The 15859-nt window shown below is 50.4% G+C and carries 14 protein-coding genes; 13 read left to right on the forward strand and 1 reads right to left on the reverse strand.

Translation table 11 applies throughout. The annotated features are described in order from the left end of the window. The first annotated feature begins 158 nt into the window (after positions 1–158). Positions 159–1889, forward strand: a complete 1731-nt coding sequence (locus tag NSQ73_RS11925) for a YifB family Mg chelatase-like AAA ATPase (RefSeq protein WP_340986584.1) — start codon at positions 159–161, stop codon at positions 1887–1889. A 221-nt stretch (positions 1890–2110) separates the two neighbouring features. On the opposite strand, the gene NSQ73_RS11930 is transcribed toward NSQ73_RS11925, so the two are convergent. Then, positions 2111–2539 (reverse strand): organic hydroperoxide resistance protein, encoded by a 429-nt coding sequence (locus tag NSQ73_RS11930; RefSeq protein WP_039295134.1) that lies wholly within the window; start codon positions 2537–2539, stop codon positions 2111–2113. Positions 2540–2687: 148 nt separating this feature from the next. On the opposite strand from NSQ73_RS11930, the gene NSQ73_RS11935 reads away from it, so the two are divergent. The 12 genes from NSQ73_RS11935 (at position 2688) to fliF (ending at position 15856) form a co-directional block, all read left to right on the forward strand. Next, positions 2688–3155, forward strand: coding sequence for a MarR family winged helix-turn-helix transcriptional regulator (locus NSQ73_RS11935; protein WP_042138172.1), 468 nt, complete (start codon positions 2688–2690; stop codon positions 3153–3155). Between the two features lie 358 nt (positions 3156–3513). Beyond that, entirely contained in the window at positions 3514–4671 is a 1158-nt protein-coding gene (gene sucC / locus NSQ73_RS11940; protein WP_039295138.1) for an ADP-forming succinate--CoA ligase subunit beta, read from the forward strand. Between the two features lie 35 nt (positions 4672–4706). Beyond that, positions 4707–5636, forward strand: a complete 930-nt coding sequence (gene sucD, locus NSQ73_RS11945) for a succinate--CoA ligase subunit alpha (protein WP_336103199.1) — start codon at positions 4707–4709, stop codon at positions 5634–5636. A gap of 183 nt (positions 5637–5819) precedes the next feature. Next, positions 5820–6938 (forward strand): DNA-processing protein DprA, encoded by a 1119-nt coding sequence (dprA, locus tag NSQ73_RS11950; protein ID WP_340986586.1) that lies wholly within the window; start codon positions 5820–5822, stop codon positions 6936–6938. A 99-nt stretch (positions 6939–7037) separates the two neighbouring features. Next, the gene (topA, locus tag NSQ73_RS11955) at positions 7038–9134 is read left to right on the forward strand and encodes a type I DNA topoisomerase (protein ID WP_039295145.1); all 2097 of its coding nucleotides are present in this window, start codon (positions 7038–7040) and stop codon (positions 9132–9134) included. 23 nt (positions 9135–9157) lie between these two features. After that, positions 9158–10537: an FADH(2)-oxidizing methylenetetrahydrofolate--tRNA-(uracil(54)-C(5))-methyltransferase TrmFO gene (gene trmFO / locus NSQ73_RS11960; protein ID WP_340986587.1), complete on the forward strand. Its 1380-nt coding sequence runs from the start codon at positions 9158–9160 to the stop codon at positions 10535–10537. A gap of 145 nt (positions 10538–10682) precedes the next feature. Further along, on the forward strand, positions 10683–11225 hold the full coding sequence (gene hslV / locus NSQ73_RS11965; RefSeq protein WP_039295147.1) for an ATP-dependent protease subunit HslV: 543 nt from the start codon (positions 10683–10685) through the stop codon (positions 11223–11225). Positions 11226–11258: 33 nt separating this feature from the next. Beyond that, entirely contained in the window at positions 11259–12659 is a 1401-nt protein-coding gene (hslU, locus tag NSQ73_RS11970) for an ATP-dependent protease ATPase subunit HslU (protein ID WP_039295151.1), read from the forward strand. 375 nt (positions 12660–13034) lie between these two features. Further along, positions 13035–13442, forward strand: coding sequence for a flagellar basal body rod protein FlgB (gene flgB / locus NSQ73_RS11975; RefSeq protein WP_039295153.1), 408 nt, complete (start codon positions 13035–13037; stop codon positions 13440–13442). Positions 13443–13448: 6 nt separating this feature from the next. Continuing rightward, the gene (gene flgC, locus NSQ73_RS11980) at positions 13449–13895 is read left to right on the forward strand and encodes a flagellar basal body rod protein FlgC (protein ID WP_042138162.1); all 447 of its coding nucleotides are present in this window, start codon (positions 13449–13451) and stop codon (positions 13893–13895) included. 28 nt (positions 13896–13923) lie between these two features. Continuing rightward, entirely contained in the window at positions 13924–14232 is a 309-nt protein-coding gene (gene fliE / locus NSQ73_RS11985; RefSeq protein ID WP_340986588.1) for a flagellar hook-basal body complex protein FliE, read from the forward strand. 34 nt (positions 14233–14266) lie between these two features. Next, entirely contained in the window at positions 14267–15856 is a 1590-nt protein-coding gene (gene fliF, locus NSQ73_RS11990; protein ID WP_340986590.1) for a flagellar basal-body MS-ring/collar protein FliF, read from the forward strand. The last annotated feature ends 3 nt before the right edge of the window (positions 15857–15859 follow it).

The following is a 15859-nucleotide window of genomic DNA, read 5'->3' on the forward strand; positions in this document are numbered from 1 at the left end:
GATTTGTGCAGCGGCTTGTGCGAAATAGTCCTTGCATGATAGAAGGGGCTATAGGTATACTCAACATAATAAAGCTAACGGAAAAAAGAGGAAGCACCCTTTTTCTTGGAAATAAACGCCCGTTCCGGGCGTATTTCAGGAGGAGAGGTGTTTTTTTTGTGTACGGAAAGATGCATAGTGCATGTTTGTACGGTATTGAAGGCGTAATGATCGGCGTGGAAATTGATCTGGCGAACGGGCTGCCGCAGACGATAATCATCGGATTGCCGGATTCTGCTGTGAGGGAAGCAGTAGAGAGAGTCCGGGCTGCGGTTAAAAACTGCGGCTACAGCTATCCTCAGCAGCGCGTTACAATCAATCTTGCACCTGCAGATCTGCGCAAGGAGGGATCGGCGTTCGATCTGGCCATCGCCCTGGGGATTCTGACAACAAGCGGCCAGCTTATTATGCCGGATGCCGGGAAAATGCTGCTCATTGGAGAATTGGCGCTGGACGGCAGTCTGCGTCCGGTGAATGGGGTGTTATCTATGGTAGAGGCAGCGCGCCGGGCAGGGTTTCAGGCAGTCCTCGTACCACCGGGAAATGCGGCCGAAGCGGCGCTGATTACGGGAATCCGTGTATATACGGCCGGACATTTGCGCGAGTTGTCACCGTCAGCTGCCGGTATTCAGCCTTCTCCGTCTACGGTAGAGCCAGCTCCAGGACTGGAGCCGCGATTACCTACAGAAGTGCCGGATTCGGAAGTTCAGGAACTACCCATGCCGCAGACAGAGCTGCCGTTTCCGGTATCGGTTAGCAATGAGCCGTCCCCGAGGAACCGCCCGCCAGTTCAGGTGCTGACGCTGGATCATCTGAGATATCGCCCGGAAGGGAACAAGGTTCTTGCACCGAGCCGTGAGGATTATCTAATGAAGGAGGATTACAGTGATGTCATTGGACAGAATCACGTGAAGCGCGTGCTCACTATTGCCGCTGCCGGAATGCATAACATCATCTTGATCGGCCCTCCGGGGACAGGCAAAACGATGCTGATTAAACGCCTTCCCGGCATTCTCCCAGACCTGAGCGATGATGAATCGCTTGAGGTGATGAAGATATTCAGTGCCGCTGGTAAGCTGAGGGACAGCAAATGGGGCCTGATGCGCCTCCGCCCCTTTCGTTCCCCGCATCACACGATTTCGGCTGCCGGACTGATTGGCGGAGGGGGAATACCGAAGCCGGGAGAAGTCAGTCTGGCACACCGCGGAATTCTGTTTCTGGACGAGCTGCCTGAATTCTCCCGTACGGTGCTTGAGGTGCTCCGCCAGCCGCTGGAGGACGGGGTAGTGACCATCAGCCGGGCCAGGGCGTCGTTCACATTTCCCGCCCAGTTTCTGCTCGCCTGCTCCATGAACCCCTGCATGTGCGGGTTTCTCGGGAACGGCAGCTCACAGCAGCGGTGTACCTGCAGTCAAGCACGAATCGCGCAGTACCGGGCCAAAATCTCAGGACCGCTGCTGGACCGGATGGACATGCAGGTCGATGTCCCCCGCCCGAAAGAATGGGAGCGGAATGTGCCGGCGTTGTCTACAGCGCGGATGCGTGAGGATGTTCTGCGGGCTCAGGCTATTCAAGCTAAGCGTTACCAGCACCTGCCGATCTCCTGGAACAGTGAGCTTTCGGGAGCGGCGTTACGCCGTTACGCAGTTCTAAGGCATGAAGAGAATTTGCTGCTGAACCATATTCTGGAGAGTCTTGGCCTCAGCATGCGGGCGCATGACCGGATCATTAAGCTGGCCCGTACCATCGCCGATCTGGAAGGGGCAGAGGAGATTGGTTCTGCGCATCTTGCCGAAGCTGTCCAGTACCGTAATCTGGACCGCCAGGTGACGGCGGAGGAGGAATACTAAGTGAGCGGTGAGAAGGGTGAAGCGGACTGGAAGGGCGTCATCTTGTTCATCCGCCTGAAATGATCGGGAACTGTCCCGACAGGGAACGCGCGTCAGCAACTCTTTTGAAAGTTAATTGTAACACGGACCTCAAAGCATAAAGTTTGCCGGTTAACGGCAAACACCCTGTCCGGGGCCGCTGGACAGGGTGTTTATTTTAAAGAAAGTATCGCTATTCCGTCTTACAGCACATTCAGTTCAACTTCAATATTGCCGCGGGTAGCGCGGGAGTAAGGGCATGCGCCGTGAGCTGCTTCTACCAGCTGTACTGCAGTGTCGTGATCTACGCCTTTGACCAGAACATCCATCTTCACGGCAATGCCGAATCCGCCGTCTTCAACTTTACCGAAGCTTACGGTTGCTGTTACTTCACTGCCCTCAATCTTTATTTTACCCATACGGGCAACCATATTCAGTGCGCTGTCGAAACATGCGGAATAGCCTGCTGCGAACAGCTGCTCGGGGTTTGTGCCTTCGCCCCCGGCACCGCCCATTTCGCGTGGTGTGCTGATGGTAAGGTTCAGCTTAGGACTTTCAGATTCAATATATCCTTGTCTTCCGCCAACCGCTTTTACTGTAGTTTCATACATTTTCTGTTGAATAGTCATCATTATAAATCGCTCCCGTTCGTTTCCATAATGTATTGTACACAACTTAATTTAACACAATTAAAATAAAAGTCAATCTATTTTCCGCTATTAACATGATATTATGAATGAATTGTGATAAACTAATGTCACAAAGGCAGGTGAAGAAGATATGCAAGAAGAAACTATGACCCCTCCGGAGCTAATGCTTGAGAATCAGCTCTGCTTTACGATTTATGCCTGTTCGCGTGAATTTACGAAGCTGTACCAGCCTCACCTGGACAAGATCGGATTAACGTATTCGCAGTACCTGGTTATGCTTGTCCTCTGGGAGAGACGGCAATGTACGGTCAAGGAGCTTGGTGAAGCTCTGTTCCTGGACTCCGGTACGCTGACTCCTCTGCTCAAGAGACTGCAGGCTGCAGGCCTGATTCTGCGCGAACGTTCCTTGCAGGACGAGCGGAAGGTGTTAATTTCATTAACCGCACAAGGTTTGGCACTACAGCAGGATGCGATGTGCATTCCCGGTAAAATGGCCGAAGGCACCATGCTCTCCCCCGAGGAGTTTGTTGGACTGCTTGGCCAGTTCAAAGACCTGCTCGCCCGTGTTCATGAGAGCAATATTAGCAATTCGAAATAGTCTATCAGCACAAAGTCAATGCAATCGTTCGCATTCCGGCATGAAATCGAGCGAAAATGTATGTATAAATAGTGAAAGTTTTTAAGGAAAGCGCTTATAAAACATGTTACAATATTCTGGGTTTCACATTCTGGCATATAGGTAATTATAGAGATCACTCTGTAATATGTTCTATATGCCACTAGCAGAAAACTGTACCGTTTACGGATTTAGTATTCAGGCGGCGGTTTTCTGCATGTGCCGGGATATTGCCAGTTTTCACCGGTCTGGACCCGGCTTTGGACAATCAAAACGGAATGCGGAATGGCTGCAGGCTGCCTGCTACACGGCCACCGCAAAACTTTAGGAGGCTTCCGGTATGAATATCCACGAGTATCAGGGAAAAGAAGTACTTAAGAAGTACGGTGTAGCCGTACCGAACGGAAAAGTAGCTTATACAGTGGAGGAAGCAGTGGAAGCTGCCGCAGCGCTGAGTACACCGGTAGTTGTAGTCAAAGCCCAGATTCATGCAGGCGGACGCGGTAAAGCCGGCGGCGTCAAGGTGGCGAAGAACAGTGATGAGGTTCGTGCCTATGCGGCTGAAATCCTCGGCAAGACGCTGGTCACCCACCAGACGGGACCCGAAGGCAAGGTAGTGAAGCGGCTGCTGATTGAAGAGGGCTGCCAGATTGTTAAAGAGTATTATATCGGACTGGTTGTAGACCGTGGTTCCGGCCGGGTAGTCATGATGGCTTCCGAGGAAGGCGGTACAGAGATCGAAGAGGTGGCGGCCACACATCCTGAGAAGATTTTCAAGGAAATCATTGATCCGGCAGTGGGACTACAGACCTTCCAGGCGCGTAAACTGGCTTACAGCATAGCCATACCTTCAGAGCTGGTAAATAAAGCTGTCAAGTTCATGCAAGCGCTATATCTGGCTTTTGTGGATAAAGATTGCTCCATCGCGGAGATTAATCCGCTGGTTGTAACGGCTGACGGAAATGTGATGGCGCTCGATGCCAAGCTGAATTTCGATTCCAACGCGCTGTTCCGGCATAAGGATATTCTGGAGCTCCGTGATCTGGACGAAGAGGATGCCAAAGAGATTGAAGCTTCCAAATACGATCTTAGCTATATTGCGCTTGACGGCAACATCGGCTGTATGGTGAATGGTGCGGGGCTCGCGATGGCTACCATGGATATTATTAAATATTACGGCGGAGAACCGGCCAACTTCCTGGATGTAGGGGGCGGCGCAACCACAGAGAAGGTAACCGAAGCTTTCAAGATCATCCTCTCGGATGATAAGGTAAGCGGGATTTTCGTTAATATTTTCGGCGGAATCATGCGCTGTGATGTCATTGCTACCGGTGTAGTTGAGGCAGCAAGACAGCTCGGGTTAACGAAGCCGCTGGTTGTACGTCTTGAAGGCACGAATGTAGCACTGGGCAAAGAAATTCTCGCCGGGTCGGGACTGAATATAGTTGCTGCCGATTCCATGGCTGACGGTGCCCGTAAAATTGTTGCTCTGGTGTAATATTCGACAATAAAAGTGAGGATGTGACCTGACGCATGAGCATTCTTGTAGATAAACATACGAAAGTCATCACACAGGGAATTACGGGCGCTACGGGCTTATTTCATACTAAAGGGGCACTGGATTACGGCACCCAGATGGTAGGCGGGGTAACCCCGGGCAAGGGAGGAACCTTTGTTCAGATCACGCTTGACAATGGCACGGAAGCCAGTCTCCCGGTATTTGATACGGTGGTTGCCGCCAAAGCAGCTACAGGTGCAACCGCCAGTGTGATCTATGTACCGCCTGCCTTCGCGGCTGATTCCATAATGGAAGCTGTGGATGCTGAAATGGAACTTGTCATTTGTATCACAGAAGGCATTCCTGTGCTGGATATGGTTAAAGTATCAAGATATATGGAGGGCCGTTCTACTATATTGATCGGTCCCAACTGTCCGGGGGTTATCACGCCAGGAGAATGTAAAATCGGGATTATGCCGGGTTATATTCATATGCCTGGTTATGTAGGGGTTGTCTCGCGGAGCGGAACATTAACCTATGAAGCTGTACATCAGCTGACAGAGCGTGGTATCGGCCAGTCTTCGGCTGTAGGTATCGGCGGGGATCCGGTCAAGGGATCGGAGTTCATTGATATTCTGAAGCTGTTTAATGATGACCCGGGCACCAAAGCTGTCATCATGATCGGAGAGATCGGCGGGACGGCAGAGGAAGAAGCGGCTCAGTGGATTAAAGAGAATATGACAAAGCCTGTAGTCGGCTTTATCGGGGGCGTTACTGCGCCTCCCGGCAAACGGATGGGCCATGCCGGGGCGATTATTTCAGGCGGCAAAGGAACGGCCAGCGAGAAGATCGCTGTGCTGGAGTCCTGCGGGATCAAGGTCGCGCCAACGCCTGCGGAGATGGGCTCTACGCTCGTCAGTGTGCTTGAGGAACGCGGCATTCTGAATGCTTTCACCACCCACTAGAGCTCAGCCTGCAGAATCACACAAAGATCACTGCTTTTACCGCTGATTCATGTATAATCATTTTAAAGGTAAGCAACCTTTTGTCCCGGAGTACCGGGGTGAAGGGTTGCTTTTTTTGTCTTTTTTCGGCAGTTTATGTAATCATTAAGGAAGGCTGGCCCTTCCGTATAGGAGAGAGTGCATATGGAAACGCGGGATCTGCTGTTCGGTTTAAATGAAGTAGAAGGCATTGGATGGAAAAGTATGGACAGAATACGCCAGGCGGGCCTTTTGACGAATGAAGCTTTGTCCTGTTCCGTTACAGATTGGGAGCGGGCCGGAATCAGCGGCAAAATGTCGGCCCGGCTTAAAGCTGTCTTTAATGAAGAATGGATTCTGCAGCGCCGCTCTTTAATGGAAGCAAGCGGTGTTTCGATGGTGACTTTGCTGGATGAAGTGTACCCTGTCCAGTTAAAGGAAACCCCCCAGCCGCCTTGGGTTTTGTATTATCGCGGCCGTCTGGAGCTGGCTTCCCGTCCTTCTGTAGCTATGGTTGGTACCCGTGTGCCTACTGCCTATGGACGCAAGATTGGTGAAATGCTGGCTGAACAGCTCAGTGCGGCCGGTCTCACGGTTATAAGCGGCCTGGCGAGAGGGATTGACAGTGTCTGCCACGAAGCTGCATTAACGGGAGCCGGAAGTACCATTGCAGTGGTCGCAACGGGGCTGGACAAGGTCTATCCGCCTGAGAACCGTGAGCTGGAGCGGGAGATTTCACGTGTCGGGCTTGTGATTAGTGAATATCCGCTCGGTACCCCGAGCCATCCCGGGTTATTTCCGCAGCGCAACCGGATTATCGCCGGACTGTCGCTCGGCACGGTGGTGGTCGAAGCAGACAGCCGCAGCGGTTCCCTGATTACCGCCGACGCTGCGCTAGAAGCTGGAAGGGATGTGTTTGCTGTCCCGGGTCCGCTAACCTCGCCCAAGAGCAGAGGCGCATTAGAGCTGATTAAACAAGGTGCGAAGGTGGTAATAAGCTCCGCGGATATCGTGGAAGAATACATAGCTTATCTGCCTGGAAAGGGTACTTCAGGGACTCCGGCAAGCGGTTCCGGGCCTTCCGCCGGAGACGGGTTAATCGAAAAGAAATTGACAAGTGAGGAGTTACACCTTTACCATATACTGCATCAAGGCCCCTTTACACTCGATGAGCTCCTGGCGTCCACGAGGTGGGATTTTGGACATTTGCATTCAGTTCTGTTATCTTTAATCATAAAAAAAGCGGTAACACAATTGCCGGGTGCAATTTATAAGGTAATTTAATATAGAAGTAACCGTGTTAAGCATAGACTCTTGATTTCCGCCGGGCCTGAGGGCAGGTTCAGGAGGATGTATGCTTACAAACTTTTGGGAGGAAAACCTATGGCAGATGCGTTGGTTATTGTAGAGTCACCGGCAAAAGCAAAAACGATTGGTAAATATCTGGGCAGTAAATATATTGTAAAGGCATCAATGGGACATATCAGAGATTTGCCGAAAAGTCAGATTGGTGTGGAAGTGGAGAATGATTTCAACCCCAAATATATAACGATCCGCGGCAAAGGCTCTATCTTGAAGGAACTCAAGGATGCCAGCAAAAAAGTGAAAAAAGTCTATCTCGCAGCTGACCCGGACCGCGAAGGTGAAGCTATTGCCTGGCATTTGGCGCATGCGCTGGATTTGGACAACACACAGGAATGCCGGGTTGTCTTTAATGAGATTACGAAGCAGGCTGTGAAGGATGCTTTCAAGACTCCGCGCAAAATTAACATGGATCTTGTGAATGCCCAGCAGGCCCGCCGTATTCTGGACCGGCTCGTCGGATACAAGATTAGCCCCCTATTATGGAAGAAAGTCAAAAAAGGCCTGTCCGCAGGACGGGTACAATCGGTAGCTGTGAAGATTATTATGGACCGCGAGAACGAAATCTCTGCTTTTGTTCCCACAGAATACTGGAGTATTACTGCGAAGCTGGGCATCCGCGATTCCCTGTTCGAAGCCAAGTTCCACAAGCTCAATGGCGACAAAAAAGAGCTGGGCCAGGAGAGCGATGTACAGGAAGTATTGGATGCTATAAAGAATTCCGCCTTCCAGGTTAAAGAGGTAAAAGAGAAAGAAAGACAACGGCATCCTTCCGCTCCGTTTACAACAAGCTCACTGCAGCAGGAAGCTGCGCGTAAGCTGGGCTTCCGCGCATCCAAGACCATGTCTGTTGCTCAGCAGCTCTATGAGGGGGTTGAGCTGGGCAAGGAAGGCACTGTCGGTTTAATTACCTATATGCGTACGGATTCCACCCGTCTGTCTGCTACGGCCCAGGAAGAAGCTAAGGAGCTGATCCTCTCCAAATACGGTGAGAAGTTCGTTCCCGAGACACCGCGCCAGTATTCCAAGAAAGCTGCGGGAGCCCAGGATGCGCATGAAGCGATCCGTCCTACCTCGGCGCTCCGTGAGCCTGACATGGTCAAAGAATTCCTGAGCCGTGACCAATTCCGCCTGTATAAACTGGTTTGGGAGCGTTTTGTTTCCAGTCAGATGTCTTCAGCCCTGCTTGATACGCTGTCTGTGGATATTACAGCAGGCACTGCGATTTTCAGAGCCGTCGGGTCCAAGGTTTCTTTCCCGGGCTTCATGAAGGTATACGTAGAAGGCAATGATGACGGCACAACGGATGAGGAGAAGTATCTGCCGCCGCTTAAGGCCGGCGATGACTTAACCAAGCATGATATCGAGCCGAAGCAGCATTTCACTCAGCCGCCTCCAAGATATACGGAAGCGCGTCTGGTCAAAACGCTGGAAGAACTGGGGATCGGCCGTCCGAGTACGTATGCGCCAACACTGGAGACGATCCAGAAGCGCGGATATGTAGCGATTGAAGAGAAGAAGTTCATGCCGACCGAACTCGGTGAGCTGATCATAGAGCAAATGGAAGAGTTCTTCCCGGAAATTCTGGATGTGGAATTCACAGCCCATATGGAAGGGGATCTTGACCATGTGGAGGAAGGTGCTGAGGACTGGGTGAAAGTGCTGGCCCAGTTCTATGAATCTTTTGAGAAACGTCTCCTCTACGCCGAAGAAGAAATGAAGGAAATTGAGATTGAAGATGAAGTTTCCGACGAGCTATGCGAGAAATGCGGGAAGCCGATGGTCTATAAGCTGGGCCGTTTCGGTAAATTCCTGGCCTGCTCCGGATTCCCGGACTGCCGTAATACGAAGCCGATCATCAAGGATATCGGAGTAAGCTGTCCGAAATGTCATGAGGGTAAGGTTGTGGAGCGCCGCAGCAAGAAAGGCCGTGTCTTCTACGGCTGCGATCAGTATCCGGGCTGTGACTTTGTATCCTGGGATAGACCGTCGGTTAAACCATGTCCTGTCTGCGGCTCCTGGATGGTAGAGAAGCGCAACAAACAGGGGACTAAGCTGCAATGCACTTCTTGTGATCATACCGAGGCAGTGCTGGACAACGAAGAGCTGGCAGAATAATTGTGTTACAGGAGGAAAGGAAATTGACTGATATAGCTAAAGTAACTGTGATTGGAGCCGGACTTGCCGGCAGTGAAGCCGCCTGGCAGATTGCCTCGCGCGGGGTTCCGGTCAGATTATATGAGATGCGTCCGGTTGTGAAGACACCGGCGCATCATACGGACCAGTTCGCCGAGCTGGTCTGCAGTAACTCTCTGCGGGCCAACGGCCTTGGCAATGCGGTAGGTGTACTCAAGGAGGAAATGCGCCGTTTGGACTCGCTGGTACTAGGGGCAGCCGACCGGCATGCGGTTCCGGCCGGAGGCGCGCTTGCCGTAGACCGCGATGGATTCTCCGGTGAGATTACATCAATGCTGCATAATCACCCTCTGGTAGAAGTCATAAATGAAGAACTTACGCATATACCGGAGGAAGGGATTGTTGTCATTGCGACAGGCCCGCTGACCTCTCCGGCACTCTCCGCTGAGATTAAAGGGCTGCTTGGAGAGGAGTATTTCTACTTCTATGATGCGGCTGCCCCGATTGTCGAGAAGGACACCATTGATATGAGCAAGGTGTATTTGGCCTCCCGATACGACAAAGGTGAAGCTGCATACCTGAACTGTCCGATGACGGAAGAGGAATTCGATGTTTTTTATGATGCACTGATCTCGGCTGAGACTGCCGCACTCAAAGATTTTGAGAAAGAGATTTACTTCGAAGGCTGTATGCCGATCGAGATTATGATGAAGCGCGGCAAGCAGACAGCGCTCTTCGGGCCGATGAAGCCCGTAGGTCTGATGAATCCTCATACAGGGAAGCTTCCTTACGCGGTTGTGCAACTTCGTCAGGATAATGCAGCGGGAACGCTTTATAACCTGGTTGGCTTCCAGACCCATTTGAAGTGGGGCGAACAAAAACGCGTGTTTTCACTTATCCCCGGGCTTGAGAACGCAGAGTATGTCCGTTATGGTGTCATGCACCGCAATACATTTATCAATTCTCCCAAGCTTCTGCATCCCACCTATCAAATGAAGGGACGGGAAAGACTGTTCTTTGCCGGCCAGATGACAGGGGTTGAAGGTTATGTGGAGTCTGCGGCTTCAGGTATGATCGCCGGTATGAATGCTGCCAGAGCGGCACTCGGTGAGGACGGTCTGATCTTCCCGCAGGATACTGTGCTGGGCAGCATGCCGGCCTACATTACTTCCGCAGATCCCGAGCATTTCCAGCCGATGAACGCCAACTTTGGCTTGTTGCCAAAGCTTGAAACGAGATTCCGCAGTAAAAAAGAGAAAAACGAACGCCTGGCTTACCGTGCGCTGGACAGTCTTGCTGCCTATGCTGCAGACAAAGGCCTGGCCTATACTGAGCCGGAGGTCGTAGAACCTCAGCTTACCGAAGCGGAAAGTCCGGCACAATAAAACTTAAACGCAAGCTTCCGGGACGGTTTGTCCGAAGCTGGTCCGGAAGCTTATGCCATAACACTAAGTGTATGCTTCCGGATCAGGTTTCTTCCAAGCTGTTTCGGGATGCTAACGCTCACAAAACTTTAGGAGGGTGCCCATTATGTTACCCAGCTTTCATGCGACTACGATTTGTGCGGTAAGACATGACGGCCATGCCGCGATTGCCGGCGATGGTCAGGTTACATTCGGAGAGAGTGTCATTATGAAGACGACGGCCAAGAAGGTCCGCCGCCTGTACAGAGGACAAGTAATTGCCGGTTTTGCGGGCTCCGTAGCGGATGCGATTACTTTGTTTGAGAAGTTTGAGGGTAAGCTGGAAGAGCATCACGGCAATCTGCAGCGGGCTGCAGTAGAACTGGCCAAGGACTGGCGCCAGGATCGTATCCTGCGCAAGCTGGAAGCGCTCATGATCGTGATGGACAAGGAAGGCATGCTGCTTATTTCCGGTAACGGCGAAATTATTGAACCCGATGATGACGTGCTGGCAATTGGCTCCGGCGGTAACTTTGCGCTGGCTTCCGGTCGCGCGCTCAAACGTCATGCATCGCATCTGGGCGCAGCGGATATTGCCAGAGAGGCTCTGCAGATCGCTTCCGAGATCTGTGTGTATACCAACTCCAATATTATTGTCGAACAATTATAGGCATGGTGCCATAGAAAGAGGGAGGAAGTCACAATGGTGAATCAATCGCTTACACCCCGCCAGATCGTAGCAGAGCTGGATAAATATATCGTAGGTCAGAAACAGGCTAAGAAATCGGTGGCCGTTGCTCTCCGCAACCGGTATCGGCGCAGCCTTTTATCCGAAGAGCTCCGGGATGAGGTTGTTCCTAAGAATATTCTCATGATTGGTCCTACAGGTGTCGGCAAAACGGAGATCGCACGGCGTCTGGCCAAGCTGGTCAATGCACCGTTCATCAAAGTGGAAGCCACTAAGTTCACGGAAGTCGGTTACGTAGGCCGTGATGTGGAATCGATGGTCCGTGACCTGGTAGAGACCTCAATCCGTATGGTGAAGCTGGAACGTACCGAGAAGGTCAAGGACCGTGCTGAAGAACTGGCGAACGACCGCATTGTAGCAATACTGGTTCCTTCGACCTCTAAGGGCAAATCGCAGCGCAATCCGTTCGAGATGATTTTTGGCGGCAATAACGGCGGTGCAGAGGAAGCCAAAGAAGAGCCGGAGGACGGTAGTCTGAGCGAGCGCCGCAGAGGCATTAAGTTCAAGCTGCTGGCGGGTCAGCTCGAGGACGATATCATTGAAATCGATGTGGAAGACACCACTCCTTCGATGATGGATATGTTTGCCGGCCAAGGCAATGACCAGATGGGCATGAACATGCAGGAAATGTTCGGCAGCCTGCTGCCCAAGCGTACGAAGAAGCGCAAGCTGCCGATCCGTGAGGCCCGTAAGGTGCTGATTCAGGATGAGGCTGCCAAGCTGATTGATACGGATGATATGATTCAGGAGTCGGTTGCCCGCGCAGAGCAGTCCGGTATTATTTTTATCGATGAGATTGATAAGGTGGCCAGCCAGGGTAAAGGCTCCGGTCCGGATGTATCCCGTGAAGGGGTGCAGCGCGATATCCTGCCTATCGTTGAAGGTTCCACTGTGATGACTAAATACGGGCCTGTGAAGACGGATTACGTATTATTCATCGCTGCCGGAGCTTTTCATATTGCCAAGCCTTCGGACCTAATTCCTGAGCTTCAGGGGCGTTTCCCGATCCGTGTGGAGCTGAGCAGTCTTACTCTTGAGGATTTTGTCTCTATTCTGACCGAACCTGAGAACGCGCTGACGAAGCAATATGTTCATCTGCTGCAGACCGAGAACATCGAAATTCAGTTCCAGAAGGAAGCGATTCAGGAAATTGCCAAAATCGCCGCTTCCGTGAATCAGAATATGGAGAATATCGGGGCCCGGCGCCTGCATACGATTCTGGAGAAGCTGCTGGAGGACCTATCCTTCGAAGCGCCGGAGCTGACACTGGAGACAATGGTCATTACTCCGGAGTATGTTCGCGAAAAACTGGCAGGAATCGCCCAGGATCGCGATTTAAGCCAATATATCCTTTAAAGCGACAGAGTGTTATCCCGCTAAATTAGGTATTAAGAATTATTGCTATGCAAATTCAATTCGAAAATCGTGCATAAAGAGTTAAATAATAGTAATTAAAAGAATTATATGGAATAAAAAAGGTAGAATATTGTAAAAACATGCTTTAAGCCCTCTCTTTTCAGAAAAGATAGGGCTTATTTCTTATTGTAATAATATACAAATTCTAAGAGAATCAATGTATGTGAGATTGACATAAGAATCATCCATCGACAGCGTTCGACCTGCCCTCGACAAATTAATGAAAATTTTAGCTTTTTTTGTCGAAAGTAAGCAGGAATTCGGGGGAAGTTGTGGAATTCTTTTCATTATGATAGGTTTGGAAGGGGGATTACCATGGGTTTGCTGAACAGTGTCAGTTTTCAAAGATTACAGGGAGGCCTAGATGCCGCCACCAAACGACAAAGTGTTCTGGCTAATAACGTTGCAAATGTTGATACGCCGAATTTTAAACGTTCTGATGTCAGTTTCGAAAGTTTCCTCAGACAACAGGAGAGCGGTGTGAAACCTACGCTGAGTGCGAAAGTATCAGACTCCCGGCATTTCCAATTTGGAACAGTAACCGGCGTGCCGGCGGCTGTTGTCAGTACAGATGAGACTACTTCTATGAATAACAACGGCAATAATGTGGATATGGACCGCGAACAGGCGCTGAGCGCCGAGAACCAGCTGAGGTATAACTCTTATGTTGAACAGTTGAACAGTCAGATTACTATGATGCGTACAGTTGTGCAGGGAGGGTAATAAATAATGAACTTTGGTAGCAGCTTTGGAATAAGCGCCTCGGCATTGACTGCCCAGCGCCTGCGGATGGATGTGATTTCCTCCAATATCGCCAACGCCGAGACAACCAGGGCTTCCGTGGTCGACGGCAAAGCCGTACCTTACCGCCGTAAGCTTGTAGTGCTGGAAACAGCGCAGGCTGATAGCTTCTCTAACATACTCGATTCAAAAATGAGCGGCGGCAGCGAAGGCGTTAAAGTGAAGTCGATTATTGAGGATACTTCACCGCTGAAACCCGTATACAATCCAAGCCATCCGGATGCTGATGTTGACGGATATGTGTACATGCCGAATGTGGACCTTACGAAGGAAATGGTGGACATGCTGTCTGCCTCACGTTCTTATGAAGCGAATGTAACGATGCTTAATGCGTCCAAAGCGATGGTGGGTAAGGCGCTCGAAATCGGCCGTTAATTGAATTGATTTACTAGGAGGAGAATAATTGATACAGAACTTATTGATTGGAACTCAGGCTGTACAGCCCCTGGCTATGAAACCCGTAGCTGCAGAAGCTTCAGCCGTCTCCGAAACGGGACAAAGCTTTGGTTCATACCTGGAGAATGCCCTTAATCAGGTGGCGGACCAGGAGCAGCAGGCTAAAGACATGAGTAACAAATTTGTTTTGGGAGAAGTCAACATTGATGAAGCTATGATTTCGTCCCAACAGGCATTGCTGAGTTTGCAGTTGACTACACAAGTCCGGAACAAAGTGATTGAAGCCTATCAGGAAATTATGAGAACTCAAATTTAAATAATCCTAGCTACGTTTCGGATGGGGTGACACTGTGAATGAAAGATTGGCCCAGTACCGGGAGAAGATCACCCTGTATTGGAACAGATTCAGCGGTAAACAGAAAATATTATTTTTCTCCACTCTGTTTATCATCATAATAATAATCGTAGTTTTGACCATGCAATTATCAAAGACAGAATATGAAGTTGCTTTTCAGGATCTGGACAGTACGGATTCAGCGGGAGTTATGACTTATTTGGATACTTCGGGGATTCCTTACCGTTTAAGTCCGGATGGAAAGAGTATCTCAGTACCCAGTACTGACGCCGCACGCATCAAGATAGCCATTGGTTCGCAGGGGATCGTACAAGAAGGTTCGATCGGGTACAAAGTATTTGATGAATCTTCTTCGATGATTGGGACTACGGACAGTGAATTCAACGTGAAATACAACAATGCCCTGAACGGCGAAGTTGAGCAGCTGATGAGAAGAATGCAGGGGATTAAAGATGTCAAGGTTCTGATTACCCTGCCGAAGGAAACTGTGTTTGCCGCTCAGGAGGATCAGGAGAAAGCGTTGGCTTCCGTGGTGCTTAGCTTCAATCCCGGATTTAGACCCACACAGGATAATATCGACGGGTACTTCAATCTCGTAAAGACAGCTGTGCCGAATTTGCCGGTTGACAACATTACGATCACTAATAATGAAGTCGAATTGATGCCGACATCTAAAGGCGGACAAGCTGGCGTGTCCAGCCAGGTTGAAGAGAACTTCGCTTTGCAGAAGAAATTTGAAGAGGATGTCAAGAAAGATGTCAAGCAATTCCTGAGTACGCTCACGGGTCCCGATAAAGTGGATGTTCTGGTGTTCTCCAAGCTCAATTTCGATAAGGAGAACCGTCAGGAAGAAATCGTACTGCCGGTAGATGCGGAGAATATGAAAGGAATTGAGATCAGTTCGCAAATTATCAGCAATACTTATTCGGGTCAAGGGAATACATCCGGAGGAGTTGCTGGTACAGGGTCGGAAGATGTCTCTGGATATCCTTCGGGGACTGACACGGGTACTTCTTCATCTGAGGAATCGTCGGAGACCAGGAACTATGAAGTGAATCGAATCACCAAAGATATTATTGCAAGCCCATATACTGTTAAAGATTTAACCATTAACGTTGCAGTTGAACCACCTGATGGTCAAACAACTTTGGATGATACAACTTCAGCGGCGATCCAGAACATTCTGGTCAATATTGTCCGTGCTTCATTGGCAGATTCAGGTATTACTTATACAGACGCCGATTTAACCAAAAAAGTTTCGGTGTTCTCGCAACAATTTGGCAGTACAGCAGCGGATGCAGCATCCGGCGGACTGGCTACCTGGATGATCTGGGCAATTGGCGGAGCCGCATTGCTGGTTGGTGCAGGCGGCGGTTACCTCATCTATCGCAGCCGCAAGAATAAGCAGGAGGAAGAAGCAGAAGATGATGTTCCGCTGCAGGTTCCTACCGAGTTTCCTTCTATTAATATGGAGAGCGTGACGAATGAAAGTCAGGTCCGCAAGCAGCTGGAAAGTCTGGCGAAGAAAAAGCCGGATGAATTCGTAAACCTGCTGCGTACATGGCTTGCTGAAGAACAGAGGTGAAGG

Origin of the sequence: Paenibacillus sp. FSL R10-2736 (assembly GCF_038000245.1) — a bacterium.
Lineage (GTDB): Bacteria > Bacillota > Bacilli > Paenibacillales > Paenibacillaceae > Paenibacillus_AQ > Paenibacillus_AQ phytohabitans.

What these genes read in the sequence shown, in the direction of transcription:
- hslU (WP_039295151.1), top strand. Translation starts at nt 11,259, where the DNA reads ATGGTGAATCAATCGCTTACACCCCGCCAGATCGTAGCAGAGCTGGAT.
- hslV (WP_039295147.1), top strand. Translation starts at nt 10,683, where the DNA reads ATGTTACCCAGCTTTCATGCGACTACGATTTGTGCGGTAAGACATGAC.
- NSQ73_RS11930 (WP_039295134.1), bottom strand. Translation starts at nt 2,539, where the DNA reads ATGATGACTATTCAACAGAAAATGTATGAAACTACAGTAAAAGCGGTT.
- dprA (WP_340986586.1), top strand. Translation starts at nt 5,820, where the DNA reads ATGGAAACGCGGGATCTGCTGTTCGGTTTAAATGAAGTAGAAGGCATT.
- NSQ73_RS11935 (WP_042138172.1), top strand. Translation starts at nt 2,688, where the DNA reads ATGCAAGAAGAAACTATGACCCCTCCGGAGCTAATGCTTGAGAATCAG.
- flgB (WP_039295153.1), top strand. Translation starts at nt 13,035, where the DNA reads ATGGGTTTGCTGAACAGTGTCAGTTTTCAAAGATTACAGGGAGGCCTA.
- sucD (WP_336103199.1), top strand. Translation starts at nt 4,707, where the DNA reads ATGAGCATTCTTGTAGATAAACATACGAAAGTCATCACACAGGGAATT.
- flgC (WP_042138162.1), top strand. Translation starts at nt 13,449, where the DNA reads ATGAACTTTGGTAGCAGCTTTGGAATAAGCGCCTCGGCATTGACTGCC.
- topA (WP_039295145.1), top strand. Translation starts at nt 7,038, where the DNA reads ATGGCAGATGCGTTGGTTATTGTAGAGTCACCGGCAAAAGCAAAAACG.
- sucC (WP_039295138.1), top strand. Translation starts at nt 3,514, where the DNA reads ATGAATATCCACGAGTATCAGGGAAAAGAAGTACTTAAGAAGTACGGT.